Origin of the sequence: Pseudonocardia xinjiangensis (assembly GCF_050948425.1) — a bacterium.
Classification (GTDB): domain Bacteria; phylum Actinomycetota; class Actinomycetes; order Mycobacteriales; family Pseudonocardiaceae; genus Pseudonocardia; species Pseudonocardia xinjiangensis.
This window is the reverse complement of the sequence record NZ_CP192009.1, coordinates 5,247,572-5,273,663: the sequence shown is the minus strand read 5'-3', so window position 1 is coordinate 5,273,663 and position 26,092 is coordinate 5,247,572. Positions and strand designations below refer to the sequence as shown.

General features: G+C 72.6%; 24 protein-coding genes. 11 read left to right on the top strand and 13 right to left on the bottom strand.

What is annotated here, in order from left to right:
- Positions 1 to 42: 42 nt before the first annotated feature.
- On the top strand, positions 43 to 678 hold the full coding sequence (locus tag ACQPZA_RS24975; protein ID WP_433274268.1) for a LysE family translocator: 636 nt from the start codon (positions 43 to 45) through the stop codon (positions 676 to 678).
- A gap of 314 nt (positions 679 to 992) precedes the next feature.
- Here the strand turns inward: ACQPZA_RS24975 and ACQPZA_RS24970 are convergent, their stop codons facing one another.
- Complete coding sequence (locus ACQPZA_RS24970) at positions 993 to 1,898, bottom strand: MerR family transcriptional regulator (RefSeq protein ID WP_433274266.1); 906 nt, start codon at positions 1,896 to 1,898, stop codon at positions 993 to 995.
- Positions 1,899 to 1,990: 92 nt separating this feature from the next.
- Here ACQPZA_RS24970 and ACQPZA_RS24965 point away from each other — a divergent pair, with 92 nt between their 5' ends.
- The 5 genes from ACQPZA_RS24965 to ACQPZA_RS24945 are packed head-to-tail and all read left to right on the top strand — an operon-like array spanning position 1,991 to position 5,049.
- Positions 1,991 to 2,704, top strand: coding sequence for a M50 family metallopeptidase (locus ACQPZA_RS24965; RefSeq protein WP_433274264.1), 714 nt, complete (start codon positions 1,991 to 1,993; stop codon positions 2,702 to 2,704).
- A 21-nt stretch (positions 2,705 to 2,725) separates the two neighbouring features.
- Entirely contained in the window at positions 2,726 to 3,145 is a 420-nt protein-coding gene (locus ACQPZA_RS24960) for a nitroreductase family deazaflavin-dependent oxidoreductase (RefSeq protein ID WP_433274262.1), read from the top strand.
- Between the two features lie 56 nt (positions 3,146 to 3,201).
- A complete protein-coding gene (locus tag ACQPZA_RS24955) occupies positions 3,202 to 3,618 on the top strand; it encodes a nitroreductase/quinone reductase family protein (protein WP_433274260.1) in 417 nt (138 codons plus the stop codon).
- Positions 3,619 to 3,658: 40 nt separating this feature from the next.
- Positions 3,659 to 4,096 (top strand): GlcG/HbpS family heme-binding protein, encoded by a 438-nt coding sequence (locus tag ACQPZA_RS24950; RefSeq protein WP_433274258.1) that lies wholly within the window; start codon positions 3,659 to 3,661, stop codon positions 4,094 to 4,096.
- Positions 4,093 to 5,049: an EamA family transporter gene (locus ACQPZA_RS24945; RefSeq protein WP_433282973.1), complete on the top strand. Its 957-nt coding sequence runs from the start codon at positions 4,093 to 4,095 to the stop codon at positions 5,047 to 5,049. Before ACQPZA_RS24950 ends, ACQPZA_RS24945 begins: the two co-directional genes overlap by 4 nt.
- 3 nt (positions 5,050 to 5,052) lie before the next feature.
- Here the strand turns inward: ACQPZA_RS24945 and ACQPZA_RS24940 are convergent, their stop codons facing one another.
- Positions 5,053 to 5,559, bottom strand: coding sequence for a DUF1992 domain-containing protein (locus tag ACQPZA_RS24940; protein WP_433274256.1), 507 nt, complete (start codon positions 5,557 to 5,559; stop codon positions 5,053 to 5,055).
- Positions 5,560 to 5,608: 49 nt separating this feature from the next.
- On the opposite strand from ACQPZA_RS24940, the gene ACQPZA_RS24935 reads away from it, so the two are divergent.
- The 3 genes from ACQPZA_RS24935 to ACQPZA_RS24925 all read left to right on the top strand — a co-directional run bounded on the left by ACQPZA_RS24935 (position 5,609) and on the right by ACQPZA_RS24925 (position 13,105).
- The gene (locus tag ACQPZA_RS24935) at positions 5,609 to 5,971 is read left to right on the top strand and encodes a cupin domain-containing protein (RefSeq protein WP_169399232.1); all 363 of its coding nucleotides are present in this window, start codon (positions 5,609 to 5,611) and stop codon (positions 5,969 to 5,971) included.
- 324 nt (positions 5,972 to 6,295) lie between these two features.
- Positions 6,296 to 12,496, top strand: coding sequence for an eCIS core domain-containing protein (locus tag ACQPZA_RS24930; RefSeq protein ID WP_433274253.1), 6,201 nt, complete (start codon positions 6,296 to 6,298; stop codon positions 12,494 to 12,496).
- A 42-nt stretch (positions 12,497 to 12,538) separates the two neighbouring features.
- Positions 12,539 to 13,105: a dienelactone hydrolase family protein gene (locus tag ACQPZA_RS24925; RefSeq protein WP_433274251.1), complete on the top strand. Its 567-nt coding sequence runs from the start codon at positions 12,539 to 12,541 to the stop codon at positions 13,103 to 13,105.
- Between the two features lie 42 nt (positions 13,106 to 13,147).
- Here the strand turns inward: ACQPZA_RS24925 and ACQPZA_RS24920 are convergent, their stop codons facing one another.
- From ACQPZA_RS24920 to ACQPZA_RS24885, 8 genes are all read right to left on the bottom strand, one after another.
- Complete coding sequence (locus ACQPZA_RS24920; protein WP_433274249.1) at positions 13,148 to 14,191, bottom strand: zinc ribbon domain-containing protein; 1,044 nt, start codon at positions 14,189 to 14,191, stop codon at positions 13,148 to 13,150.
- Positions 14,192 to 14,265: 74 nt separating this feature from the next.
- On the bottom strand, positions 14,266 to 14,829 hold the full coding sequence (locus ACQPZA_RS24915) for a phage tail protein (RefSeq protein ID WP_169399235.1): 564 nt from the start codon (positions 14,827 to 14,829) through the stop codon (positions 14,266 to 14,268).
- Positions 14,826 to 16,778, bottom strand: a complete 1,953-nt coding sequence (locus ACQPZA_RS24910) for a putative baseplate assembly protein (protein WP_433274247.1) — start codon at positions 16,776 to 16,778, stop codon at positions 14,826 to 14,828. The genes ACQPZA_RS24915 and ACQPZA_RS24910 overlap by 4 nt, the downstream gene beginning before the upstream one ends.
- The gene (locus ACQPZA_RS24905; RefSeq protein WP_433274245.1) at positions 16,778 to 17,185 is read right to left on the bottom strand and encodes a GPW/gp25 family protein; all 408 of its coding nucleotides are present in this window, start codon (positions 17,183 to 17,185) and stop codon (positions 16,778 to 16,780) included. Before ACQPZA_RS24905 ends, ACQPZA_RS24910 begins: the two co-directional genes overlap by 1 nt.
- A 46-nt stretch (positions 17,186 to 17,231) precedes the next feature.
- Positions 17,232 to 19,100: a VgrG-related protein gene (locus ACQPZA_RS24900; RefSeq protein ID WP_433274243.1), complete on the bottom strand. Its 1,869-nt coding sequence runs from the start codon at positions 19,098 to 19,100 to the stop codon at positions 17,232 to 17,234.
- A 49-nt stretch (positions 19,101 to 19,149) separates the two neighbouring features.
- A complete protein-coding gene (locus tag ACQPZA_RS24895) occupies positions 19,150 to 19,911 on the bottom strand; it encodes a LysM peptidoglycan-binding domain-containing protein (RefSeq protein WP_433274241.1) in 762 nt (253 codons plus the stop codon).
- 3 nt (positions 19,912 to 19,914) lie between these two features.
- Positions 19,915 to 20,349: a phage tail protein gene (locus tag ACQPZA_RS24890; protein ID WP_169399240.1), complete on the bottom strand. Its 435-nt coding sequence runs from the start codon at positions 20,347 to 20,349 to the stop codon at positions 19,915 to 19,917.
- 17 nt (positions 20,350 to 20,366) lie between these two features.
- Positions 20,367 to 20,822 carry a hypothetical protein gene (locus tag ACQPZA_RS24885; RefSeq protein ID WP_433274239.1) on the bottom strand — a complete coding sequence of 152 codons (456 nt, stop codon included), beginning with the start codon at positions 20,820 to 20,822 and terminating at the stop codon, positions 20,367 to 20,369.
- Between the two features lie 277 nt (positions 20,823 to 21,099).
- Between ACQPZA_RS24885 and ACQPZA_RS24880 the strand changes: the two genes are divergently transcribed.
- Positions 21,100 to 21,234 (top strand): hypothetical protein, encoded by a 135-nt coding sequence (locus ACQPZA_RS24880; protein WP_433274237.1) that lies wholly within the window; start codon positions 21,100 to 21,102, stop codon positions 21,232 to 21,234.
- Positions 21,235 to 21,624: 390 nt separating this feature from the next.
- The gene (locus ACQPZA_RS24875; RefSeq protein WP_433274235.1) at positions 21,625 to 24,018 is read left to right on the top strand and encodes a hypothetical protein; all 2,394 of its coding nucleotides are present in this window, start codon (positions 21,625 to 21,627) and stop codon (positions 24,016 to 24,018) included.
- Positions 24,019 to 25,005: 987 nt separating this feature from the next.
- Here the strand turns inward: ACQPZA_RS24875 and ACQPZA_RS24870 are convergent.
- Genes ACQPZA_RS24870 through ACQPZA_RS24860 form a run of 3 tightly spaced genes read right to left on the bottom strand, consistent with a single transcriptional unit; the run spans position 25,006 to position 26,091 of the window.
- Positions 25,006 to 25,164 (bottom strand): DUF6760 family protein, encoded by a 159-nt coding sequence (locus tag ACQPZA_RS24870; RefSeq protein WP_312859511.1) that lies wholly within the window; start codon positions 25,162 to 25,164, stop codon positions 25,006 to 25,008.
- Positions 25,161 to 25,640, bottom strand: a complete 480-nt coding sequence (locus ACQPZA_RS24865; RefSeq protein WP_169399697.1) for a hypothetical protein — start codon at positions 25,638 to 25,640, stop codon at positions 25,161 to 25,163. Before ACQPZA_RS24865 ends, ACQPZA_RS24870 begins: the two co-directional genes overlap by 4 nt.
- A 1-nt stretch (position 25,641) precedes the next feature.
- Positions 25,642 to 26,091 (bottom strand): phage tail protein, encoded by a 450-nt coding sequence (locus tag ACQPZA_RS24860; RefSeq protein ID WP_169399698.1) that lies wholly within the window; start codon positions 26,089 to 26,091, stop codon positions 25,642 to 25,644.
- Between the last annotated feature and the right edge of the window lies 1 nt (position 26,092).

Sequence of the window (26,092 nt, the reverse complement as noted above, 5' to 3'; positions counted from 1 at the left end):
GTCCCGTGCTCCGACGTCGACGGGCGGGCTAGCGTGCCGGCCATGCCCTCCGTCGAGACCCTCCTCGCCTTCGCACTGGCCGGGATCGTGCTGGTGATCATCCCCGGCCCGAGCGTGCTGTTCATCGTCGGGCGGGCGCTCGCCCACGGCCGTCGAGCCGCCGTCACCAGCGTCGCGGGCAACACGATCGGGGCGGCACTCGTCGTCGTCGCGGTGGCGCTCGGGTTCGGTGCGGTCGCAGCGGAGTCCGCCGAGGTGTTCACCGTGCTCAAGCTGCTGGGCGCTGCCTACCTCGTCCACCTCGGGATCCAGACGATCCGGTCCCGCGGGTCCCTCTCCGCCGCCCTCGCCGCTCCCGCCGGCCCCGTCGACCGACGGCTGTTCTGGCAGGCCCTGGTGGTCGGCGTCACCAATCCCAAGGTGCTGGTCTTCTTCGCCGCGGTGCTGCCCCAGTTCGTCGACACCGGCGCCGGCAGCCCGACCACCCAGATGCTCGTACTCGGCCTCATGTTCGCCGTCATCGCCGCCACGTTCGACACTGTGTGGGGGATGGCCGCCGGCACCGCCCGCACCTGGCTCGCCACCTCCCCCACCCGCCTGCGGTACGTGGGCGGGATCGGCGGCGCCATGATGATCGTGATGGGAGCCGGCCTGGCCCTCACGGGCCGCAAGGACTGACCCCCACCCCCGCCCAACCCCCGCGAGTCGCCCGTTTCGCGCCCGCGAGTCGCCCGATTCCCGTGCGCCGCACAGGCAGCAGAACCCCTCCAGAACCCGACGGGTCGGCGACATGGACACATGTCGCGGTCGGCGGGCCGCCCTGCACAGCGACATGTGTCCATGTGACGGCAGAGCCCGAGCCTGCACGGGAAGCCGCGGCTCGCCGACGGAATTCGGGCGACTCGCGCGGGCGGGACGGGCGACTCGCGGGGTGGGAACGGGCGACTCGCGGGCGCGAAACGGGCGACTCGCGGGGTGGGGTGGGAGGGCGGTCAGGGGTGGGCGCGGAGGGCGTCGATCAGCCACTCGAACGCCGGCACCGAGGGCGGCCTGGGCTCCCAGCCGTTGAGGATCCCGAGGAGCTGCCAGTACCGCTCCACCCTGCGGTCGGTGAAGGTGGCGGTCGCGGCGGCGAGCTCGTCCCGGCCGGCCGGGTCGAGCTCCGGCGAGATGAGGCGGTGCAGGACGGCCTGCCCTTCCGCCGATCCCGGTGCGACGCCGGCCGTGACCGCCGCGCCCGCGTGCTCGATGACGGCCGCCGGATCAACCAGCGGTTCGGCAGCGCCCGGTTCGGATCCGGCGACGGCCATCTCCCGCGTCCGCGCGCGGAACGACGGGTCCGTGACGAGCTCGGCGAGCTCCACCCAGGCCTCGACCTGCTCGGTGGTGGGCTCGTCGGGTAGCTCGGCGGGCATCGTGCGCATGGCGCCGGCGATCCCCGCGCCGGGGGCGTCGGGATCGGTGCCCGCGAAGGCGCTGTCGACGAACTCGTCGATCAGCTGCTGGCGTTCGGTGGCGGAGAGTCGGGCGAGGTCGTTCATCAGGGCTGCCTTTCTGGCGGAGGGTGCCCCACGGGCGAGCAGCGTGCACACCGCGCGCTGCGTCCGCAGGGTGCGGATCTGGCTGTCGATGGCCTGCACGTGCGCCGCGGCGACGTCCTCGACGCTGCGCCTGCGCTCCAGCACGAGGCGCACGTCGTCGAGGCCGAGGCCGAGCTCGCGCAGCGTGCGCACGAGGTCGAGCCGGGCCACGGCACGGGCGTCGTAGCGGCGGTAGTTCCCGGTCGAGCGTTCGGTCTCGGGCAGCACGCCCTCGTCGGACCAGAACCGGATCGTGCGAACCGGTACGCCCGACCGGCGGGCGAGCTGTCCGATCGTCAGCAGGGTCGTCTCGGTCATGGGCTCATCCTCTGGTCTCCAGCGGCTGGAGGGTCAACACCGTTTCCGGCCCGCAGCCGAGGCGGCCGCAGCGTCAGTGCGAGACTCGTGCCGTGGGGGACGGCGCGGGCGCAGTGGTGCAAACCGTCATCGACACCCTCGGCGCGCTGGTCGCCGACCGGCCCGGCGTGCTCCTGGCGGCCGCACTCGCGTTCGTCGCCGTGGTGTGGCAGGTGTCCTGGCGCTGGACGCGGATCGTGGTGACGATCGCCCACGAGGGTGGCCACGCGCTCGTCGCCGTGCTGGCCGGGCGCGGCCTGACGGGCATCCGGCTGCACCCCGACACGTCGGGGCTGACGGTCTCCACCGGCGCCCGCCGTGGCCCCGGCCTGGTGTTCACGTTCCTCGGCGGCTATCCGGCGCCGTCGCTCCTGGGTCTCGGCGGCGCCGCGCTGGTGGCCGCCGACCGCGCGTCGTTGATGCTCTGGATCGCGCTCGGCCTGCTCGTCGCCACGCTGATCCACATCCGGAACCTCTACGGGGCGGTGGCCGTGCTGGCCACCGGCGCGCTCGTGACGGCGGTCGCCGGGTGGGGCACACCACGCCTGCAGGACGGCTTCGCGGCCGCGCTGTGCTGGTTCCTTCTGTTCGGCGGCCTGCGTGCGGTGCGGGAGCTGCAACGGGGCCGGCGCCGGGGCCTGCACGCCAGCTCCGACGCCGACATGCTCGCCGGCCTCACCCACGTCCCGGGCGGAATGTGGGCCGGTCTCTTCTGGTTGGTGGCAGGTGGGGCTGTGATCACCGCGGTCTGGGTGCTGCTCTTCTGACGCTGTGCTGCGAGGAGAAAAATGAGCGAGTGGGACGACCGGAACCAGAAGATCATCGAGGAGTTCCGGGCCAACGACGGGCGAGCGGGTGGCTTCTTCGAGGGCGCGCACATGATCCTGATCCACCACATCGGCGCCAAGTCGGGCACCGTGCGCGTGGCGCCGCTGGTGTACTTCCCGCAGGACGACGGGAGCCTGGTGATCATCGCGTCCAAGGGCGGGGCGCCGACCAACCCGGACTGGTACCACAACCTGAAGGCCAACCCGAAGTTCGACGTCGAGGTGGGCACGGAGACCTTCGCGGTGCTGGCGGAGGAGGTGACCGGACCGGAGCGCGACGAGATCTGGGCACGGGTGGTCGCGGAGCGGCCCGGATTCGGTGACTACGAGCGGAAGACCACCCGGACGATCCCCGTGCTGCGGCTGACGCGGGTGTCCTGAGGCAGGGACCAGACCCGGACCATCGTGGCCGCAGCGCTGAAGCTGCGAGGAGAGGCATGAGCGAGTGGGACGAGTGGAACGCGCGCATCATCGAGGAGTTCCGCGCCAATGAGGGCCGGGTGGCCGAGGCCGACGGCTACCCGACGATCCTGATCCATCACATCGGCGCGAGGTCGGGCATCGAGCGGGTCTCGCCGCTGGCCAGCTTCCCGCAGGACGACGGGAGCATCCTGATCATCGCGTCCAAGGCCGGGGCGCCGACCAACCCGGACTGGTACCACAACGTGAAGGCCAACCCGACGTTCACCGTCGAGGTCGGTACCGAGACCTTCCCGGTGCACGCGGAGGAGGTGGTCGGGGCGGAGCGCGACGAGTTCTTCGCGCGGGTGGCCGCCGAGCGCCCCAATTTCGGGGAGTACCAGCGGAAGACCACCCGGACGATCCCCGTCCTGCGACTGACCCGGGTGTCCTGAGGCAGGATCAGGTCCGATAGCCGTCGACCCGGAGGAACTCGTGACCATCACGCTCGAGCAGGCCCAGACCATCGTGCGCGCCGCGCTGGAGCACGGGACGGAGCAGGGGTTCAACCCGCTCACGGTCGCCGTGCTCGATCCCGGCGGTGCCCTTGTCGCGCTGGGCCGCCAGGACGGCTCGGGTCACCTGCGCCCGGACATCGCCGTCGCCAAGGCGTGGGGGGTGCTCGGGCTGGGCATGACGAACCGCGCGATCGCCGCGCGGGCCGCTGACTCACCGGAGTTCTTCACCTCGGTGGCCACGCTGGCCGGCGGCCGGATCCTGTCGGTCCCCGGCGGCGTCTTCATCCGGGACGGCGACGGCAGGCTGCTCGGCGCCGTCGGCGTCACGGGCGACCTGTCGCTCAACGACGAGGCCGCGGCCCTGGCGGGCATCGCCGCGGCCGGTCTCGTGGCGGAGACCGGAGCCGAGGACTGAGCGCCGGCCTACTCGCCCGTCGCGACGGCACCCGGGCCGGTCTCGCACTCGCGCTGGCCTCGGCCGCCGCGTTCGGGCTGTCCGGGCCGTTCGCGAAGGCGCTGACCGACGCCGGGTGGTCCGCCAGTGGCGCGGTGCTCGTGCGGCTGGGCGGGGCGGCCGTGATCCTCCTGCTGATCCTGGCGGTCGCCCGCCCCGGTGTGCTGGCCGCGATCCGCGCCGACGGGCCGGCGCTCCTGCTCTACGGGCTGCTCGCCATGGCGGGCGTGCAGGTGGCGTTCTTCAACGCCCTGCAGTACCTGCCGGTCACCGTCGCGCTGCTGCTGGAGTACCTCGGTCCGATCCTCGTGATCGGCTGGGTGTGGCTGGTGCGCGGGCAACCGCCGGGTCCGCGCACGGTGCTGGGGGCCGGTGTCGCCCTGGTCGGGCTGTCGATGGTGGTGCAGGTGTGGTCCGGGATCGGGCTGCGCTGGGAGGGGCTCGCCTGGGGTTTCGCCGCCGCGGTGTGCCAGGCCGCGTACTTCCTGATGGCCGACCGCGCCGGCAGCGCGACACCGCCGCTGGTGCTCGCGGGGGTCGGGATGACGGTCGGTGCCGTCGTGGTCGGGTTGCTCGGGGCCGCCGGTGTGCTGCCGGTCGTGGTCGACACCGCCGCCGCGGGCGTGCTGCTCGCCGGTGTGGACGTCGGATGGCCGGTCGCCGCCGCGTTGCTCATCGGCGTCTCCTCCGTGGTCGCCTACCTCACCGGGCTGGCCGCGATCGCCCGGATCGGCGCCGCCCGGGGGTCGCTGGTGGCGTTGCTGGAGGTGGTGGCCTCGGCTGTCGCGTCCTGGCTGCTGCTGGGCCAGGTGCCCACCGCGGGGCAGGCGTTCGGCGGTGCGCTGATCCTGGTGGGTGTGGCACTGACCAGCACCGCCCGGCCTGCCGTGCTCGCCGAACCGGATCTGCGGTAGCCGTCAGCCTCGCCGCAGGAGGCGGCGCCACCAGGGTGTCGTCGGCCGCGGCTGTGGCTCGGGGGCCGCGGCCGCGGGGTCGACGGCGGGAGCGGGCGCCGTCCGTTCGGTGCGCCACCGGCTCACCGCGTCGTCGGCGTTGACTGGCCCGATGCGTACGCGCGGCCCCGACGGCGCACGCAGGAAGTCGACGATGCGCATGTTGAGCTCCGCCACCGCGTCCCGTACGGCCTGCTCGGTGGGCAGTTCGCGCAGCGTTCCGGGCAGCCGGTCGACCTCCTTGCGCAGCTGGATGGACGGTGGCAGCAGCGCGTCGTTCGACAGGCCTTCGCGCCGCAGGTAGCTCTTCACCCACCACATCTCGTCGTGCGGGGCGTCGAGGCCCGGCAGCGGTTTGCCCTTCCCCGGCAGGTTGTCGAAGTCACCCCGCTCCTGAGCGAGCCGGATCTGCTTGTCCACCACCGACTCGTAGCGGTGGCCACCGGGATCGACCACGGCGTCCCCTCCCACGCACCTTCCCGAACGTCCCGACCGTACCCACGGCTGGAATGATCGTGCGGTGCCGAGACTGATCGAGAGCCCGACGCGGGTGACCGCGGCCGGCGAGCCGCCCAAGACCATCGACGAGTACGTCGGGCAGGTCAACACCGGCGACGGACGGCTGTCGGTGGCGCACATGCGCAGTCCCTCGGGCTGGTCGGAGCCGGGTCAGCGTCCCGAGTTCGACGAGTACACCCTCGTGCTGCGGGGTGCGCTGCGCGTGGAGCACGAGAGCGGCGAGCTCACCGTGGCGGCGGGGCAGGCGGTGCACACCGCGGCAGGGGAGTGGGTGCGCTACAGCTCGCCCGGCGCCGACGGCGCCGAGTACGTGGCGGTGTGCCTGCCGGCGTTCGGATTGGACACCGCGCACCGCGACGACTGACCGGGCACGGAAAGCCCGTCGAAATCGTGTTGTCCCGGCGCCGGTGACAGCGCCATCTCGCGCTGCCCGGAAATGGTATCGGGTGGGCTCTCCGTAAACCATCTCTGCTCGCACCGGTGCGTGTCCCGAGAATTCGCCGATCCGGCGTGATGCCGATCATCATTGGGTCAAGCCCTGCAAAAACGATCATGCCACGCGGATTTCCCTCCCCGTACATCTTCGGTTACCCGTGCTCTCCGCTCGTACGTCCAATCTGGGGCGGCTCGCCGAGTCTGGCGAGAAGGAGTCGAGTGACATCACGTCCAGCGGGGAGAATCAGTGCGGATGCGGGGCTCCGCGCCCGAGATCGGCAGTGCACAGCACCCTGTCCGGTCGCCCGCACGCCGGGCCGAAGGCTCCGCACCGGTCGCGGCCGAGCCGGATTCGGGGCGGCTGCCTGCGCTGCAGCGCCTGGCCGGCAACGGTGCGGTCAACCGGATGCTGGCCGATCGACCGCAACCGGGTCACGAGGAGATCGTCCCTCCGGACGGGTCCGGGCCGGTGGGACCGGAGCCCGTGCACCGCTCCGCCGTGCACGACGTGCTGGCCTCGCCCGGGCGGGCGCTCGACGACCGGGTCCGGCGCGACATGGAAACGTGGCTCGGAACGGACTTCTCCGGCGTCCGGGTGCACTCCGATGTGGCCGCGCAGCGTTCGGCGACGGAGATCGGGGCCCGCGCCTACACCTCCGGTGAGCACGTCGTGCTCGGTGCCGGCACCGACCGGCGGACCATCGCCCACGAGCTGACCCACGTCGTCCAGCAACGGCGGGGCCCGGTGAGCGGAACCGACCAGGGCAACGGCTTGCACATGAGCCATCCCGACGACCGGTTCGAGCAGGAGGCCGATGCGGTGGCGTCGGCCTTGGTGTCGGGGCTGCCCGCGACCGGCGTGGGCTCCGAGGCCGTGCGCGACCGGGGACGGGCCGCCCCGGGCTCCGTGGTGCAGCGCATGCCGGCACGAGCGATGGCACGCCCCCGGCGTCGGCCGCTACCCGCCGTCCCGGAGGAGAGCGCCGACGCCGTCGAGGCGCTCACGTCCGAGACTCCGGCGCAGGTCGACGCCGGAGCGGCAGCTGCCGGCCGGAGACGGGGCGCCGACAAGGGAAAGGGCCGGGCCGCCGCGCCCGCCGAGGCAGCGGCCGCTACGACGTCGGGCTCCGCCCGGGACGGTGGCCTCCCGCGCCCACCCGAGCGGATCAGCGAGGGCCAGCTCGGGGGCGGCGACCGCGTCCTGCACATCGACGGCCCGGACAACGCGGTCAGCGAGAGCCTGTTGCGGGAGCTCGCACACGTCCTGACCAAGCGCCAGCTGGACGAGGCCAGAGAACAGGTCGCGGCGCCGCTGAGCCTGCAGGCGTTGCAGCCCGTGCTCTCGTCCTTGACCCGGGGCGACGTCATGCTCGTCGCCCTGGACGTCGGCGGCTGGACGGGTGAGATCGAGGTGACGGCCCGGGTCGTCACGGCCGCGGCGCGGGACACGCTCGAGAAGCTGGAGTTCGAGGACGGTGGCGACCGGTCCACGTCGGTCTCCGAGCTCGGGGAGCGTCGATCCCGGATCCGCTTCGGAGGGATCGTCAGCGCCAAACCCTCCGCGGCCACCGGCTTCACCTTCCAGGGCGGGGGGCTCCGGGACAGGATCACCAGCAGCGTTGAGGCGAGTGTGGGGCGCAGCTTCGCACGCACCAAGACTCCGGAACGTGCGCTGCGTATGGACACCGAGATCCAGGTCGCGTTCGACCTCTCCGGGCTCCGCGGGCCACGTCGGCTGCCGCTGGTGGGTTCGCGGCGGGAGATCGGACAACGAGGGGGAGACGAGGGGTCCGGCTCCGGGGTGACCGTGCCCGCGCTGGTCGCCGGCCCGGCTGCCGAGGCGGCCGGTGCTCCGGGCCCCGACGCGCACCTCATGCCACCGATGCGGGTGCAGGAGACCCGGGCGCTGGGCGGCATGGACGTGGTCCAGGACGTCTACGCGGTGGATGCCGCCGGGAAACGGACCGGCGGCGGGGTGCGAGCGTTGCTCGGCTCCGAGACAGAGTGGGCATCCCTGGAGAGCTGCGGCCGCCGGGTGTTCACCGAGGCCTGGCCTGCGGTGCGGCGGGAGCTACTGGCACATCTCACGATGGTGTCCCTGCAGAGCGACCTGAAAGCCATGATGGTGGGGAAGGGTCTCGAGATCCCCCTCATGAACGGCCGGGGCACGATCCGGGTCGCCGCCGAGATCGAGCAGATGAGGCACGTTCGCACCACCGCGCAGACGGAGTTCAACGTCGGGACCGACGCGAGCCGGACGGTGGGCTCTTCCGTCGCCGCCGGCCGGCGGGCGGAAGGGGTCTTCTCGGGTTCGAACTCCGACTTCAACGATGCGCCGTTGAGCGGGAGCCTCGGCGTCCCGCTCGAGTACGGGCGCGAGAACAGATCAGGCGCGCAGATCACGGTCCGGTCCGGCACCGGGATCAAGATGAAGGCGCGTGGCGCCGTCTTCGCCGGTATCGCCGGACTCACGTTCAGCGTTCTCGATGCCGCCTCGACCACTCCCACCACGGCGTACTCGAGAGTGGGGTTCCAGGCCGTCGTGGCGGCCGACGAGTCGGTCGTGTCGGCCGAGGCGAGCAGGTTCGCGGCCGTCGGCGAACGCGGGGCCATGAGGGCACCCAGCTTTGCCGCGGGGGCGACCGTCCGGCGGCCCGGCGAGGCGATCTGGGGCTCCGGAGGGCAGAGCGGGGGCGGACTCCCGGCCCATGCCGTCATCATCGACGTGCTCGCGGGATCCGACGACGCCCACAACCCCGTCGCCGACCTCGCGGGGGCGCTGGGGCAGCGGCAGCTGGGCGAGGCCTGGCCGGGCCTGCGGCCAGTGGTTCTCGGTGCGTTCAGCCGCGAGCGCCTCGCGGCGTCGATCCCGGCGATGACCCGGAACGTGCCGCTGCAGAGCCCACCGCTGATCCGCGCCCGGCACGGTTCCGCATGGATGGCGGCGACGGCCCGGTTGGAGCGGCTGGACTACGTCCGGGAGCTCTCGAACAACGCCGAGCTCAACGTGCTCAACGACGTGAGCGAAGGGTCGGCCGCGGGGCGCTCCTCCTATCGGGGTGGCGGTGTCGAGGGGCAGGGCGGCGTCGAACACCAGTTCTCCGAGGCGGTGTCCGGCCAGCTCCCGGGCCTCGGGGGCGAGTTCGCGGTACGGCACCGCAAGGGCTCGGAGGCGCGCCGGGGCGGCGGCAGCGTGGCCAGCGGCAAGTTCTCGGAGCCGATGGTCGTGTTCATCGGAACGGCCACGGTGAACGTCCGGCTCTCCGAGAGCGGGGTCGCCGAGGCGCTGGACGACGAACCGGTCCCGCTCCGGTTCGTGGTGGCGGTGCCGAAGTCACACACCGACGAGCACCAGGTCGTGGACGGAGCCGGCGGTGCGCAGAGCTTCCGTGCTCCGCCCACCCCTGCCGGCCGCTCGGGGGCGGGGGGCACCCCCACCGCGGCTCCGCGTGCCGCGGTGGGGCCGGAGCGGGTGAGCCGGACCGGCCAGATCGGTGCGTCGGACGTGGTCGTGCGGCTGGACGACGACAGGGCGGTGGTGGACAGGCTCCGCGCGGAGATCGGCGACGGCTTCGGTCCCCACTGGCGCGAGGTCGAGGAGAAGGTGCTTCCGCTCTTCGACCCGGTCGCGCTCCGGCCGCTGGTCTCCGCACTCACCCACGGGCGGTCATGGGGCACGTCCGTGACGGTCGACAAGACCCGCGCGGACATCCGCATCGTCTCGGCCACGGCCGCGATGACATCGCACCTGCGCTCGGTCCCCGCGTTCGAGTTCGAGGTCGGCACGGACTCGACAACCGCCGAGGGAACCTCGCGCGGGCACCGGAACCGTGTCGCCGCGATCGCACAGGGATCGGTGTCCGCGCCCCATGTGGCGGTCACGGTCGGCGAGAGAGCGTACGTGGACCGGATGTGGGAACGCGGTCGGGACCATTCCGCCGCTGCGGTGTCGCGAGGGAAGTCGGTCGAGCCCGCTGAGCTCTTCACGGGCCGGCTGAGTTTCGATATCGAGGTCAGGCTCCGCGGGGGGCCGCCCCGGACGATGACAGCGGTCATGCGGGGTGAGTTCGCGTTCCCCGCCCGCGACATGCCGGCGAGACCGGGGGCCGGGTCGGGCACCGCGTCCACGACGCGTTTCCGGCCGCCCTCGCGGATTGCGCAGTCCCAGCTTCTCGGGGCGAGCGACATCGTGCTGGAGCTGCTCCAACCCGAGCAGGCCCCGCCCGTGGGCGCGGTCGCCACGACATCGACAGCGGTGCCGGTGCCGGGGCCGTCAGGGCGGCTCTCCTCGGCGGCCGTTCTGGACCAGCTGGCGGACACCGGCGTCCGGGCCTTCGGGTCCCCCAAGGCCTGGGCGGCGGCCCGCGCCGAGCTCGCGGAGAAGTTCACGATCGACGAGCTCCGGACGCGGATGCGGTCCATGATGGCGGGTCAGTCCTGGACCATCACGCTGAAGAAGCACGGCAGCGTGGTGATCAGGTCCAGTGTGGAGGAGATGACGCACGCCGCGAACATCCCCTCCGTCGAGTTCAACAGCGGCGCCACCGCCGGTCTCAGCCTCCTGGGCACCGACGGGCGGCCGATGGCCGACTCACGGAGCGCCTACGTGACGGGTGTCGGGGTCGAGGGCACCTCCGACCCGTCGGGGGTGGCCCCGGCTCTCGTGGGTGGTGTCACCGGCGCGTACGAGCGCGGAGTGGACGCGACGTCCGACCACAGGTCCGGTCGAAGTGCGGGCGGCGGGACGAAGTCGAAGGTCCCGGGCAGCGTGTTCGACGGGGTCGCGGTCCTCGACTTCGAGTTCCGGCCGCCGCGTCGCCTGTTGGGCAGGACGGTCGACCGGAGCATCGGGAAGAACTCCGGCAGGTTCCGCCAGGAGATGGACCGGATCACCACGGAGCTCCAGGAGATCGCGCGTTCCGAGGACGAGCTCCGCGCCGCGAACGGCGCAGCGGGACCGAATCCCGTGGCTGCCGAGGAGGGGCTGGCGCGCCGGCGCGCGGCCCTCATGGCCGAGCAGGCCGACCTGCTGGAGGAGCAGACCGCGGAGATCCGCAGGCGGCCCCGCACGGAACCGCTGAGAGATCCGAGGATCGACGAGATCGACCAGCGGATCCTGGAGGTCGAACGGGCGCGGCGGCAGTTCGCGCTCCGGTCCCCGAGCCCCACGGCCAGTGCGATCGTGGAGACCAACGCGGCGTCCCGGCTGGAGAGGCTGGCCGCGGAGCGGGCGCGGCTGGTGGCGAGGTCCACCTCCCCGGACTCCACGGCAACCCCGATGACGAAGCGGGCGTTCCTGGTGAAGGAGCGCCACACGGGCCGTGCGAAGGTGCGGTTCCGGGCGCTCGTGGAGAGCAGCGACGCCCTCGAGGTCGACCAGGCCGAGGACGCCCGGTTCCGGGTCGGTCAGCCGGCCACGCCGGGCCTGCGCCGGGCCTGGGCGGCGCGTCGGGCGGAGCCCCGCACCGTCCGGGTGGCGCCGGAGCAGACCTGGCGCAACGGCCTCCCGTCGAACGCCGTCATCCGCGACCTGCCCGACGTCGGTTCGCTGTTCGGCCTGCTCGACACCTACGGGCGGCAGATCTACCGGGGCGCCTGGGACTCGGGGCCGACCCGCGGCCTGACGAACTCCGAGCGGGCCAAGCAGGCGTTCAGCCGGGAGGAGCTGATGGCCAACCTGCCCCGCCTGACCCAGGGGGAGGAGCTCACGAGCCCCCGGTTCCGGGTGAAGCTCGGCAGCGCATGGGTCTCGGTGACCGCCGAGGTGGTGGAGCTGGCCGAGGACCGCGAGGAGCGGGGCGCGGATGTCGCGCTGGTGGCGGAGAACACCACGCGGTTCCGCGAGCGGGAGCGCAAGTCGAAACTGGGGGGCCTCACCGGGCAGTTCGGCGCCGTGGCATCCGGTGTGAAGGGCAGCCCCAGCGGGACCGGCTTCCTCGGGTTCTCCCTCCGGAAGCGGCGGGGCACCGAGGTCCAGAGCGGCGGGCGGGTGGTGTCGAACTCCAAGGTGACGCTCCCACTCGTCCACTTCGACGGCCACGTGCGGTTCCTGTTCACGTTCCATGGCGGGTCCGGGCCGGAGGCAGCGAAGGCCGTGTCCGGGATCGTGCCGTTCGCGGTCTCCCTGCCGACCGAGCAGACGAGCGAACAGGCCGAGCCCGCCGTCGCCGCCGCGGTGCACTCGCAGTGGACCCATCCGACGGCGGCCGAACCCGCGGTGACCGACTCGATCAAGAGGCTCGAGCAGGACCTGCGGACCGCAGGCGACGGCTCCGGTTTCCTGGTCCGCACCAGCCGCCCGCGCCCGGAGCAGGTGGATCAGCACCGCGTCGTGAACCGGGACGGCCGGATCCTGTGGTACGAGGCCCGGTCCAACCGGCTCGTGCACCCCCCGTGGGACGCCATGACCGTCACCGCGTCCAGGCTGACGGCGGGTGCCGTCCCGAGCAGATAGCGACCGGCGTTCGGCCTACCGGAATCACTAGGCTCCGGCGCCATGGCTGAGATCGTCCTGTTCCACCATGAACAGGGGCTGACGTCCGGAGTGCTCGCATTCGCCGACGAGCTCCGCGCCGCCGGACACGTCGTGCACACCCCGGATCTCTATGACGGCAGAACCTTCACCGAGTTCACCGACGGCATCGGCCATGCCGACGAGATCGGGTTCGGCACCCTCATCGAGCGTGGCCGGCTCGCTGCCGAGGACCTGCCCGCCGACGTCGTCTACGCCGGGCTGTCGCTCGGGGTGATGCCCGCGCAGATGCTGGCCCAGCGGCGGCCGGGCGCCACGGGGGCCCTGCTGCTCCACAGCTGCGTCCCGCTGTCGGAGTTCGGAGGCACGTGGCCCCACGCCGTCCCGGTGCAGATCCACACGATGGACCACGACGAGTGGGGTGACGTCGACATCGCCCACGAGTTCGTCGAGACGGTCGAGGGCGCGGAGCTGTTCCTCTACCCCGGCGACCAGCACCTGTTCACCGACAGCAGCCTGCCCGTCTACGACGAGAGCGCCGCGACGGTCCTCAGGAAGCGGGTGCTCGAGTTCCTCGCCACCATCGGCTGACCACCGGCGGGGCGACCAGGTCGCCCCGCCGGTGGGCGGTCCTCAGCTGCGCGTTCCGAGAAGCTGCACCTCGGCGATGGCCACCTGCTTGTCCCGGCCCGACTGGTAGGCGCTCCGGACGGTGAGGGTGACCGACTTGACGTTGTCCACCGGCGTGTCCACCTGCTGCACGAGGTCGTCCTGCAGCCGGACGTGGAACACCTTGTTCTGCCCCTGCGTGTTCTCCACCGTGATGTCGAGCAGCTCGGGCCGGTTCTCCTTGTCGCGGTCCTTGGGGTCCGGGGAGACGCCGGGGGTGATGCGGACCGCGCGGAGGTTGACCGACTGCGCGTAGTTCGCCGTGATGGCCGCACCCGAGGAGTCACCGCTCTGACCGGTGCCCCACCAGCTGTTCGAGTTGCCGTCGAAGGCGGCGGTCGGCGGATGCTGCTGGTCGGTCTCCGACGCGGCCACCGTGGAGGGCGTGAGGAGCGAGAACTTGTTGATCAGGGCCGGCAGGAACAGGAACGCCAGCGCCGCGAGGATCGCGGCCGCGATGAGCGCGGCGAGAGCGATCAGCTTGCCGCGGCTGAGCCGCGCGAACCAGAGCCGGATGCGCTTCCAGAAGCCCGGCCTCCGGGGGGCCGCGGGAGCAGGCGCGGCACTGAGATCCACCCCGCAGTTGCGGCAGAACCGGCGGTCGGACCGGTTCTCGACGCCGCAGTTCCAGCAGACGATGCCGCTCTCCTGCGTCGCCGTGACCGGCCGGACCTCGGGCCGGGGCGGTTCGGGGCGCCCCGGGAGCACCGGCGCCACCTCGTCGCGCTCGGAGAGCGGGACGAGGAGCCGGCGGGCCCGCTGCCGCAGGTCCGACTTCCGCGACTCGGCATCGGGGTCGGCGGGGGTGTCGTCGAACCCGGCCGTCCGGGACGTGACCGGGGCCTGCGGCGGGTACGGAGCCGGTGCCGGCGCGGCTGCCGGCGGCTGGGGTGCGGGCTGCGACTGCGGCTGGGGCGCCGGTTGCGGCTGGGGCGCAGGCCGGGCTGCTTGGGAAGCGCGCTGCTCGGTACGGCGGACCTCGTCCCAGTCGACGAAGTCGCCGCACACCTCACAGAAGGATTTGCCGCTGGAGGGCCCCTCGTTTCCGCAGTTGGGGCAGCGGGGTGGAGTGGTCTCGTCGCTCATACCGTCAACACGTCGTTTCCGTTGGTGCCGATCACCTCGATGGCGAACGGCATGTGTGCAGGACTTGCCCCCGCCACCGCGGCCTCCAACCGAGCCAGGTTGACCGTGCTCGGGTCGGGGACCCGCACGGTCACGCGCAGCTGCGGTTCCGCGCTGCCGGGGAACGGACCGAGCGGCCGCGCCGACCACGACGACCCGCCGCTCTCGGTGATCTCCGGGGTCACCCCGATCGCCAGCCGGACGGCGGTGGCGAGGCCCGTGGCGGTACCCCGCCTGCGGTGCATGGTCACCGCGCCGGCGATGGCCTCCCGGCGGATCAGCACCGGCTCGTCGCCGTCGAGCTCGGCGCCGATCCACTGGCCCAGCCAGTCCAGGAAGTCCTCGGGGGCCAGCCAGGGGGAGAAGTAGGCCTCGAGGCAGTCGAGCAGGATCAGCACCGGCCCGAGCACCACGTCGAAGCCGCTGGCGAAGCGCAGCCCGAAGAAGTCCTCCTGGTAGATCGCCGGCAGCTGGTCGGCCAGCGGGTACGGGCTGCGGGGGTCGGTGACATTGCCTCTCATCGGTCCCCGATCACTCGCACGCGCAGGTCGAACGGGAACAGCAACGCCACGGGCGCGAGATCGATCCGGTCGGTCTGGTCGGCGCGCCGCCCCGTGAGGGGGTCGGCGGGGAACAGCTGCACCTCGTCCACGAGCTCCACGCCAGGTACACGTTGCAGAGCCGCGAAAAGCTCACCGGCCGCGAGCGGGCGTCCGAAGGGCCAGCCATCGCCCTGCGGCCCCCCGGTCAGCGGGTCCAGGTATTCGTACAGGGCGTCCAGCGCGCCGGCCCGCACCTGCTGCGAGGAGACCCCGCGGAAGGAATGCATGGTCGCCTGCACCGATACGCCCTGGTAGAACGGCGGTCCGACGGACAGCCGCACCCCGAGCGGGCGCCGATCCTCGAGATAGCGGGTGATGCGGGCCAGCAGCTCGTCACCGGGGACGAGCTGCTCGAAGCGAAGGCGGCCGCCGATGTCCGGCACGGCCTGGGGGACCACCAGCACCCGTACCGCGTTCTCGTTCCCGGACTCGCGCACGGTGGGACACGCGATCCGGGCGACCTCGGGTGCGGCCCGCTGCGTGAGCTCCTCGTAGTCCCGCGGGGTCACCGCCCGGTCCTGCGCGCGCAGGGTGATCGGCGCCCGCACCTTGGCCTCGTCGATCGTCTCGCCGTCGAGACCGCCGCGCGCGCCCTCCCGGTTCTCCACCCGGGCGATCGACGGGATCGAGCTCCGCAGCACCCGGACGGTGCCGCGCGAGACGTTGCCGGTGCGCCCCCCGCCCGAGCGGTAGCGCGTCGCGCGCACGACCGAGCCCTTGAGCGGCACCGCGCCGTACTGACGCACGCTGCCGTCGGGCTCGCGGACCGCCGGGCCGAAGGTGATCTCGCCGGTCGTCGCGTCGAGGCGGACGTGCGGGGAACGGGCGTCGGAGGCGGCGAAGTTGTCGACGACCTCCCACGGCCGCCAGCCGTCGTCGTCGGACACCTCGAGCAGCAGTGAGGGCTCGCCGAGCACCACCGGCGGGCGCGACAGCTGCATCCGCTGCCCCGGAACCCCCTCGGCCTCCCCGAGGATCTCGTTGTGGATGTCGTCCGCGTGCACCGCGCGGGCGGTGCCGCCGATGGTGAACGCCGTGGCGGAACGCAGGGTGGGCGACACCGAGTAGAACGGCTGACCGACCTTCGGCTCGGTGACCTGGCAGCGCAGCCAGCCGGCCTCCTGCTGGCCGAGCCGGGATCGGGTGTGCCCGTCGGGGACGTGCAGGATGACCTGGCCGGTGCGGTTCAAGCCGCCGGTGCTGTCCTCGGCGACCTCACACGGTTGCCATCCGCGGGAGGTCAGCGCCTCCCACCGCAGCGGGGGCTGACGCGGGTCGACCCCGACGCCGTCGACCCGGCTGTCCAGCTCGAGCACCACGGCGCAGTTCGGCACCGCGACGGACAGCCCGAACAGCACCATGTCGCCCGCGCGGGGCTCGGCGGAGAACGCGCTCACGTCACGTTCGCTGAGGACCTCCTGGGTGCGGTCCTCCGGAGCACCGCCCGTGACCTGGCGCAGTACCAACTGCAGCTCGCACGGCGGGATGACCAGGTCGTTCTCGGTGGCGAAGCTGATCGCGACCTCGGTGTCGGTGCGCTCCGTGCTCACCTCGGTGCCCACCGGGACCACCAGGGCCTCCGGCTGCGGCGCCGACATCCAGAACGTCACGTCGACGCGGGACGCCGCCGGGGGGAACAGGGTGATCCCCAGCAGGTCCAGGAACGCCAGATAGTTCTTGTCCGGCACGCGGTTGAGCCGGTAGACGACCTGATCCGCCATGTAGGCCACGGCCTCGATCAGGGTGACTCCGGGGTCGGAGACGTTGTGGTCCGACCATTCGGGGCAGCGCTGCTGGATGTAGCGCTTGGCGTCGTCGACGAACTGCTGGAACCGACGATCGTCGAGGTTCGGGGCGGGCAGGGGCATTAAACTTCGCTCTCGTCGGGAGGTATGACGTAAAACGGAAAAACGAGGTTGCGCGGATTGTTGGTGCCGCGAATCTCATATTCGATGTCGATGAGCAGCGTGGCGGCGTCGTCGTCATCCGCGGTGACGACCACGTCGAGCACCTCGATACGCGGTTCCCATCGTTCGAGGCTCGCCATCACCTCGAACCGCACCCGGCCGGCCGTCGTCGGGTTCATCGGGTCGAACGCCAGATCGTGCACGCCGCAGCCGAACTCCGGCCGCATGGGCCGCTCCCCGGGCGCCGTGGAGAGAATCAGCCGGATGGCTTCCACGATCTCGCCCTCACCTCGGGAGAGCGCGATCCCGCCGGAGGCCATGGTGTGCATCGGGAACGACCAGCCCGTACCGACGAACGCGCCACTCATCGCCGCATCCCCGGGATGCGCCGCGGCGCTGCCGACTCCGGGCCCGTCATATCACCGGCACCCCGTTGGCCAGGACTCCGCCGTCCAGGGCGACCGCGGGAGCGTTGATCGTGATGGCGGACACCGAGCCCACCTCGACCGGCCCGGCCGAGTTCATGGTCACGGTGCCCACCGCGTCGATGGTCGCGGCCCCGACCGCGTTCATCGCCACGTCCCCGCCTGCCTTGAGGCTCAGCGCGCCGCCCGCGTCGATGTTGACCGCGCCGCCGCCCTTCAGACTCAGGTCACCGCCGGCCTCGATGCTCACGCTGACCGTGCCCTTGATGCTCACCGCGCCCTTGCTGTCCACGGTGATCGTGGTCTTGGTCTGGTCGAGGTACATCGTCAGAGCACCGTCACCGGTCCGCATCCGGATCCCGGTGGTGGCCTTGGTCTTCGCGTCGAGCAGTTCGACCATGTGCCCGCTGCGGGACGCCATGCTCCGCCAGTTCACCGCGCCGCTCACCCCGTCGACCTGATCCAGCCGGCTGGTGTCCGGGGTGGGCCGGTCGACGCCGTTGTAGAGGCCGGCGAGGACGTAGGGATGCTCGAGGGAACCCCGGTCGAACCCGACCAGCACCTCGTCGTTGACCTCCGGCAGCACCGAGCCGCCGCCGCGCACCCCGCCGAACTGCGCAACCCGGCACCAGCCGCTCTCGTAGGTGTCCGACAGCCAGGGGAACTTCACCTTCACCCTGCCCTGCTTCGTCGGGTCCTTCACGTTGCTCACGAGCGCGTTGGCCATGCTCGGCATCACCGGGGCGCTCCGGCCCCCGCCGGAGGCCAGGCCGTAGAGACTGCGGATCTGACGGCCCGTTACCTCCACCCAGGTGAGGTACTGCTGACCGCTCTCGAAGACGTGCCGGGCCGAGGTCACCGTGTACTTGCCCTCGAACGGGCGGCCCGCCCCGTTGAGCGCGACCGGGACGCCCGGTCCGAGCTCCGGGGTGCCGGTGACCGCCACCTCCATCTCGGCGAAGGAGCTGGCGACGTCGTCGGCGAGCGCGGTGGCGGCGTGCTGTACCTGTGACTGCGTGGTGTAGGGCACGTCCGAGTCGGTCAGCGCGGCCTTGCCGAACTTCGTCGTGACCTCGGCCGGGGTCACGTCGATCTGCGTCCCGTCGGTCTTCGTCGCCGGGACCTGGGCGGTGAGCGTGCGCTTGGTCGGCACGTCCCACCCTCGTACGGTCACCGTGTTGACCTGGCCCGCCGAGGTCACCCCCACCCGGCAGCGCAGCGCGTTGGCGCCGAACTGCAGCACGTACGGGCTCTTCTCCGACGTGGTGGTGTCCGCGGGCGCCCCGGACGCGTCCCGGCGGGCGGTGAACTGCAGCTTGCCGGTGCGGTCCACGTAGAGATAGACGTCGTTCTCCAGCGCCAGCCGGGACATGAAGTCCCAGTCGGTGACGTTGGGCTGGGTCGCCATCTCGTAGACCGTCGGCGTCGAGTCGATCTTGCCGACCTGCAGCGTGTTCTGGGTCGCGAGCTTGCGCACGATGTCGGACGCGGTCATGTTCGGGTAGCCGGCGATCCGCCGGTTGCGCTGCAGCCGGTGCGCAGCGTCGTAGCCGCGCACCCGCAGCGTCCGGCCGTTCCGGTCCGCGTCCGCCTCCAGCGCCGTGACCTCTCCGGTCAGCAGCGGCTGCCCGATCTGGCCGTCGGCGGCCACCGACATCTGGACCTTCGCCCCGATGGCGAGCTGCGAGAACGTGGTGGTCACGTCACTGTGCGGGTCGGAGAACGTGAGCTCGAAGGCCGACGGCAGGTTCATGCTGCTGTCCGCCCAGCCCGAGATGAGCAGCCGCGCCAGCGGGTCCGGCAGCTTCGTGCCGTTCATCTGCACTTCGAGCACATTGGTGTAGATCTTCTCGCTCATCGCACTCCCTCGCTGCGCTCGGTCGGCGCTTCGCGACTCGCGCGCTCGCTCATCGCCGCACCTCTTCCGCCGCCGGTAGCAGCAGTTCCTGTCCCGGCTTCAGCCGCAACGGGTCGTCGATGTTGTTGGCCGTCGCGATCACCCGCCAGACGGTCGGGTCGCCGTACTCCCTCCAGGCGAGCGACGCCAGCGAGTCCCCGGCCACCACCGAGTGCATCCGCGATGCGGTGAGCGCCCCGGAGGTGGGGTTCTGGCCCTTGGTCGCCTGTGGAATCTCCATGAGAGACAGCTGGCAGGTCGCGCGGTTCGGGGTGCCGTCCGCGTTGAACCGTGTGATGTTCACACTGACGTTCTGCGTGATCGCGGTGAACTGGGCTTCCTTCAGGTTGCCCCAGGAGAGCTTCACCCACGGTGGTGACGGGCGTTTGCTGCTCACGCTCTGCGGGTCCACCTGGCAGGCCGACATCAGCAGTTCGATGTCCTTGTCGACCCCGCCGCCGGTGAGGCCACCGAGGATGCCGCCGTCAAGGATGATCTCGAGGCTCATGTTGGCTGGCTGCGCACCGTGGAACTCCGGGGTGGTGCCGCGCTCGAAGGCGACGGCCGACTGCGCGCTCCAGGACGCGGAACGCTGGATCTGCACGTTGCCGGGGTTGTAGGAGAACTTGACCTCGCCGATCTGGGAGCCGGGAATGCCGGTCGCCGAGGCGGGCGGGTGGTACAGCGTCAGCGAGGCCTTCGAGACCGCGAAGTTGCTGAGGCCCGGTACGTTCGCTGCCGCATTCTGGGCGATGCCCTTGAAGTTGACCATGGCTCAGAAGAGGCTGAATCCGTGGTAGGCGAGCTCGAGGGTCTCGGTGGCGACTCCGGGACTGTCCGGGTTGAACGTAGGGCCCTGCCAGCTCACCGGTGTGACCTCGTTGAGTCCCCACGTGCAGAGCTCGCTGCCGTCGGGGTTCATCGCGGTGATCTCCGCGGTCGGCCGCGTGAACAGAGTGGTGACCATCGACTGCTCCATCCACTGGTTGGCCTGGTTGGAGTCCGAGTTGATCGGCCGGGAGAGCCGGATGTTGCTGTAGTTGATGCGGCCAGGGAGATGCCAGGTGAAGGAGTTGTTGCCGCCCTCCTGGTGCTGCTGGGCCTCCGCCTGCACGCTGAAGCCTTCGCAGCTGGTGAACAGCCCGAAGTCCTGTCCGTCGATGGAGAGCTTGAAGAAGACGGTGGAACCGGGGTCGGTGGTGGGGGGCATCTGTCCTTCTCCTGGTGCTAGTGGTCGCGCAACCGGCCGTTGCGCTCACGGTCCAACCTGAGCTCGGCCCGCAGCAGGCGGGAGAGCGGGCCGATGAGGTCACGGGCGAGCTGGTCCATGTCCTGGCGGCTCAGCTGGGACATCGGCGAGCCGGCCGCGGCCGGGTCCGCGGTCGGGGCCGGTGCCGCAGCTGTGTCGCTCGGGGCCGTCGTCGCCCGCTGGATCACGGTGTTGGTGCTGGTCGTGGGGGTCGGTGCGGGTGCGCTCTGCTGCCGAGCAGCGCTCGCCGGCCCGCTGCGGGTCGTGACGTTGCGCTGGACCGCCGCACCCGTTTCCTGTCGACGGCTCACGGTGGGGACGGTGAGCGGGGCGGCCGGGTAGGTGCGCTGCGTCAGCGCCAACGGCTGGGCCGGGGTCGTCGGGGCCCCGGTCGCCGGGGAGCGCTGCACCGTCGGACGCACCGCGGTCGTCATGCCCGGTCCCGCTGCGGAATCGACCGGCCCGGGTCCGCCCGCGGTCGGTGCCGGCCCGCCGAACCCCGGTGGAGACGCGGCAGGGCCCGGGAGGATCGTCCCGGGCGGCAGGGGGAGGCCGGGCGGCGGGAAGTTGCCCGGTAGCGGTCCGGGCGGAGCCGCCCCGGACAGGGGCGACCCGGGGAGTGGAGCGTTCGGCGTGCTGCGGGTCGCCGCCGGGGCGCCGTCCCGGCTGAGCTGGACCACGGGTGAGCCGTGAGCAGCACCGGGTGACCGGGTGGCGGACGCCTGGTTCCCGCCGGTCGGGGCTGCGGTGGTACCCAGCAGCTCCGATGCGCCCAGCACCGACGTGGCGCCCAACACCGACGTGGCACCCAGCACCGACGTGGCACGCAGCGGTGCGAGCCGCTGAACGGGCCGGGGTGCCGAGGATGCGCCTGGCACGGGAGAGCCGGCGGAGCCCGGTGCCTGTGGTGCGCGCTGCACCGCGGTCGGGCCGCCGGCACCGGTCGCGCTTCCCGCCGCCGCCGAACCGCTCGAACCGGGGGTGGCCGGCGAGCCGGCGCGCGTGGACCGCGAGGCGGGCGTGGCGCCGCCTGGCAGGGTGCCGGTTCCCCCGGCAGGGGACGACGGGCGGACGGGAACGGACGTCGGGCCGCCCGGGCCGCCCGGGCCGTCGAGGGGCGGCGTCGCGGCAGCGGTCGTGCGTTGCAGGGGCGTGGCGTCCGGTACGGCGGCCGGGTTGGTACCCGGCGTTCCCGGTGCGGGGGAGGCAGCTCCCAGACGCTGCACGGTCGGGCCGGTGGACACCGTCGCGGCCGGCGTGGCTCCGGTGAGCGGCGCCGACCGGGTGGCGGGCGCGGCTGGTCCGGCCGCCGACGAGCCCGTCGCGGCCGCAGATGACAACGTCGCGGATGTCAGCGGCGTCGCGGCCGCGGTGGCCCGGCGCGCCGACTCCGGAGCGGGAGCGCTCGCCGACTCCGCGGACCCGCCCGCTGGGGCCGCCGAGGTCGCGGCGGGCGCCGTCATGCGCTGGACGGTCCGGCTGGTGGGCAGCCCGGGGGCGGCTCCGGCGGCTCCGGCGGCCTGGATGCCGGTAGCGGGTGCCGGGGGCGTCGGCGTGGTGGCGGTGGGGGGCGGGGTCGCGGAGGTGAGCGGCCGGCGCTGTACCGCGGTGGGCTCAGCCGGGCCCGAGGCGGCGGACCCGGTGGCCGATGTCGAGCTCGTCGGGGTCGTCGAACTCGTCGGCATCGACGGGGAAGGCGGGGCCGCCGGTGTCGTGGTGCCTGGTGTCGTCGTGCCTGGTGCCGCGCTGGCCGGGATCGAGCTGATCGGGCCCGAGCTGATCGGGCCCGAGCTGATCGGTGTCGAGCTCGACGGTGTCGACTGCCGGCCCGCCGGGGCGGCAGGTGCGGTCGACCGGGTGGTGCGCTGCACGGGCGCGTCGGGCGTCGCGGGCGCGTCGATCGTGGTCGGGACGGGGGGTGGCGCAGGCGTCGATGAGGTGGCCGTGGGGGGCGGGGTGGCGGAGGTGAGGGGCCTGCGCTGCACGGCCGGTCCGTCCGAGAGCGACGGTGAGGTCGCAGAGGCGCTCGGAGGGGTGGTCGACGTGGTCGTGGATCTCGGGGGACTCGCAGGCGTGGAGGGGGAGGTCGTGCTTGCCGGTGGCGTGCCCGGTGGGGTGGCCGGGCTGCTGGGGGAGCCCGGCGCGGGAGCGCGTTGCACGGTGGTGCCGGTCTGGAGCTGTGCCTGTGGTCCGGTGGGCCGGGCCCCGGTGGTGGTCGGTCCGGACTCGGAGAGTGGTGCGGGTGGGGTGGTGGCCGTGGGGGGCGGGGTGGCGGAGGTGAGCGGCCGGCGCTGGACGGTGGCGGACTGCCCGGAGGCCGCTGCGGTCGAGCCCGCTGAGGTCGAGCCCGGGGCTGTCGGGGCGGCGGCTGTCGGGGTCGTGGGCGCCGGGGTCGAGGGGGGCGGCGTCTTTGTCTGCGGCGACGAGGAGGGCGGGGTCGAGGGGGAGGTCCTGGTCGCCGGCGGTGTCGGCCTCGGCGGGGTCGCCGGGTTGCTCGGGGAGCCGGGCGCCGGTGTCGGCGTGGTGGCGCGTTGCACGGTCGTGCTGGTGGGCGGTGCTGCCGGTGTGCCGGTGGCCTGGGCGCGGGGAGCGCCGGGCGCCCCGGGCTCGCCGGTGGCGGGGCTCGGGGGTGCTGCGGGTGGGGTGGTGGCCGTGGGGAGTGGGGTGGCCGAGGTGAGCGGCCGGCGCTGGACCGTGGGGGACTGCCCGGAGGCCGTAGAGCCGGTGGAGGTCGGGGCGGCAGTTGCCGGGGCCGACGGCGCCGGGGTCGAGGGGGGCCGGCTCGACGGCGCGGCGGGGGAGGCCGTCGCCGGGGGCGTGAGTGGGGTCGTCCTCGGCGGAGTGGCCGGGTTGCCGGGGGAGCCGGGTGCCGGGGTTGCGGCCGGTGCGCGCTGCACGGTGGTGCTGGTGGGCGGTGCTGCCGGTGTGCCGGTGGCCTCGCTGCGGGGAGCGTCGGGCTCGCCGGTGGCGGGTGTTGCGGGCGGGGTGGTCGCCGTGGGGGGTGGGGTCGCCGAGGTGAGCGGCCGGCGCTGGACCGCGGGGGAGGTCGGAGCGGCCGCCGTCGAGCCCGTCGAGGTCGGGCCCGCGGGGGCCGGGGCGGCGCTGGTCGGGGCCGACGGCGTCGAGGAGGGGCTGGTCGCCAGGGGTGTCGGCCTCGGTGGGGTGGCCGGGTTGCCGGGGGAGCCCGGTGTCGGGGTTGCGGCCGGTGCGCGCTGCACGGTGGTGCTGGTGGGCGGTCCTGCCGGTGTGCCGGTGGCCTCGCTGCGGGGAGCGTCGGGCTCGCCGGTGGCGGGTGTTGCAGGCGGGGTGGTGGCCGTGGGGTGCGGGGTGGCGGAGGTGAGCGGCCGGCGCTGGACAGCGGGCGCCGGGGAGGCGCCGGCGGAGGGCGTGCCGGTTGCCGAGGGGGCGCCATCCGCGGGGGAAAGGGTCGGGGACGTTGTTGCGGGCGGCTCGCCCGGCGCCGAGGCGCGCTGCACGGCGGGGGTTGCCGTCACACCGCCCTGGTCAGGGGTCGAAGGGCCGGGCGCTCCCGACGTGGGGGAGGGGGCCGCCGGCGCTGGGGTGACGGGTACGGCAGGCGAACGCGGACCGTCCGCAGCCTGCGGGGAGCGGGACGTGGACGGCACCTGAGCCGGGGGAGTCGACGGCGGAGCCCCGGTGACCGACCGCTGCGCCGGACTCGCGCCCGGCGACGACACCCGGCCGGAGGCCTCGGACGGCGTGAGGGGTGGCCCGATCCGCGAACGCCTGCGGGCCGGCGGACCACCGCCCTGGCCCACGGTCCGCGGGACGCCGGGGGCCGTTCCCGGTGTCGGGGCCGACGGGAACGTGGCATCTCCCGGCGTCGCGCTGCCGGGAGTGGGGGTGCCGGATCGCGGTTCCCCGAGTCCGGCCCGTCGCTGAACGGTGGGGCCGGTGGGCGTGACCGCCGGTGGTGACGGCGGCGCGGACGAGCCTTCGGTCGGCGCGGTCGAGACGCTCGGTGCGGACCGGTCGGAGAGCACCTCCGGCGTGGGCCGCCGCTGCAGCACCGGGGCCTGTCCCGCAGCCGCTGCCGGAGCGGGCGCCTGCTGCGCACCCGATGTGGCGGCAGGTTGGTCCTGGGCGGGACTCGTCCCGGCGGGGGAGGCCGGGACAGGCGGCGGGGTAGGCGCAACCGCCTGCAACTGCCGGGCCGGCCAGGTGGGGACGGCCGTGGTCATCCGACCCAGGGCCGACGCCCGCTGCACCCTCACCACGGGGACTGCGTCGGCGGCCGGCGGCGACTCGGGCGGCAGTGGCTCCGCCGGACGGGACGCGACCGGCAGGGGCGGCATCGGCACGTCGAGGGATTGCGGCTGCCCGATCCGGCTGGTGAGCAAGCCGTGGACCACGCCGCCCGGCGCGTCCGCGCTGACGTTGTGCACCAGTTCCGCGCTGGACATCCGAGGATCCGCGAAGGTCGCCGGGGACCTGCGGGTGGTGCCGAGAACCCGCGACGGCTCGTCCAGGACCCGTTGGATGGGGGCGACGGTCTTCCAGTCCTCCGAGGGCGCATGCGCCGGTGGCGCGGCCGACGTCTCCGTCGGCCGCGCCACCGGCCTCGGCCGACGAAAGCGGGGAAATAGGTTCATCGGATCACTGGCTTTCCTCGGAACGGCGCACGAGCGCGCTCGCTTCGCTCACGTACCGCCTGCGGTCGTGGTGCTCGAGATCCAACACGTCCTCCAGGCGCCAGTGGAAGTAATAGGCCAGGTACGCAATCTCCTCGTGGATACGAGAAGTTGCGTACGTCACGATTCCCCCAGGCGGCTCCCACCAAGCTCCACTTCGAACGGTTTAGCACAATGTGGACAAGCCACCGACGCCCGGGTGTGGCCCTCGGCATTGACCTGCCGATAGAAGTCCTGCAGGAAGGCCAGATCGGCCGCGAACATCTTCTCGACGATCTGGTCGTTCGCCGGCCCGATGTTGCCCAACTGGGTGATCACGCGCCCGAGCAGGACAACTGACAGATAGGCCGGGTTCTCCTTGACCCGGATGTCGCGCAACGGCAGAAGCTCGTCGCGCGCGGTGGCGAGCCGCATCGTGCCACGACGGTGCACGACGCCCGACTCGTCCACATATCCCCGGGGCAGTTCGAACTCGAACTCGGTACGCAGAGGCTCTCGTTGCACGGGTACATCGAGAGCCTCTGCGTCCGATGCCGCGGGCGAGGTCCCCTCCAGCGCCGTTGCAGAAGCGCTGCGGTAACGCGGGCCGCTGCGGCGCATGTCAGCCGTTCTGCTTGTTCATGGTTTCCCAGTTGATCTCGATGTCCTGGGTGAACGGCGACGCGCTGCCGGCCTCACCGCCCGTGGTCGTCACGCTGCTGACCCAGGCGTTGGTGAGGTTCCACCGCATCTTCTCCTGTCCCGTGTAGTCGTTCACCACGAGAGAGACGTTCTTGCGAGCCGTGCTCATGTCGCCGGTCATCGCCGCGTCGATCCAGGTGTCGAACTGCGTCGACTGGTCATCGAGACCGCGGGTCACGGTGACGGTGCCGCCTTCCGGGGCACCGGGCATCTTCTTGCGCAGCGGCTTGCCCTGCTGGTCCACCTGCTGGTACTCGACGACGCCCAGCGAGTACTTCATCTCCCCGATCTTGTTGATGGGGCTCTGAATACCGTCGATGTCGACGGTGAACTGATGCGCAACATACGCATCACCCGGCTGGAGACTCATC

Coding starts and splice junctions, on each gene's coding strand:
- ACQPZA_RS24975 (WP_433274268.1), top strand. CDS start 43: ATGCCCTCCGTCGAGACCCTCCTCGCCTTCGCACTGGCCGGGATCGTG.
- ACQPZA_RS24970 (WP_433274266.1), bottom strand. CDS start 1,898: ATGACCGAGACGACCCTGCTGACGATCGGACAGCTCGCCCGCCGGTCG.
- ACQPZA_RS24960 (WP_433274262.1), top strand. CDS start 2,726: ATGAGCGAGTGGGACGACCGGAACCAGAAGATCATCGAGGAGTTCCGG.
- ACQPZA_RS24955 (WP_433274260.1), top strand. CDS start 3,202: ATGAGCGAGTGGGACGAGTGGAACGCGCGCATCATCGAGGAGTTCCGC.
- ACQPZA_RS24930 (WP_433274253.1), top strand. CDS start 6,296: ATGCGGGGCTCCGCGCCCGAGATCGGCAGTGCACAGCACCCTGTCCGG.
- ACQPZA_RS24925 (WP_433274251.1), top strand. CDS start 12,539: ATGGCTGAGATCGTCCTGTTCCACCATGAACAGGGGCTGACGTCCGGA.
- ACQPZA_RS24915 (WP_169399235.1), bottom strand. CDS start 14,829: ATGAGAGGCAATGTCACCGACCCCCGCAGCCCGTACCCGCTGGCCGAC.
- ACQPZA_RS24910 (WP_433274247.1), bottom strand. CDS start 16,778: ATGCCCCTGCCCGCCCCGAACCTCGACGATCGTCGGTTCCAGCAGTTC.
- ACQPZA_RS24905 (WP_433274245.1), bottom strand. CDS start 17,185: ATGAGTGGCGCGTTCGTCGGTACGGGCTGGTCGTTCCCGATGCACACC.
- ACQPZA_RS24900 (WP_433274243.1), bottom strand. CDS start 19,100: ATGAGCGAGAAGATCTACACCAATGTGCTCGAAGTGCAGATGAACGGC.
- ACQPZA_RS24895 (WP_433274241.1), bottom strand. CDS start 19,911: ATGGTCAACTTCAAGGGCATCGCCCAGAATGCGGCAGCGAACGTACCG.
- ACQPZA_RS24890 (WP_169399240.1), bottom strand. CDS start 20,349: ATGCCCCCCACCACCGACCCCGGTTCCACCGTCTTCTTCAAGCTCTCC.
- ACQPZA_RS24885 (WP_433274239.1), bottom strand. CDS start 20,822: ATGACGACCGCGGTGCGTCCGACGGTGCAGCGCTCCCCGGCGACCGGG.
- ACQPZA_RS24865 (WP_169399697.1), bottom strand. CDS start 25,640: ATGCGCCGCAGCGGCCCGCGTTACCGCAGCGCTTCTGCAACGGCGCTG.
- ACQPZA_RS24860 (WP_169399698.1), bottom strand. CDS start 26,091: ATGAGTCTCCAGCCGGGTGATGCGTATGTTGCGCATCAGTTCACCGTC.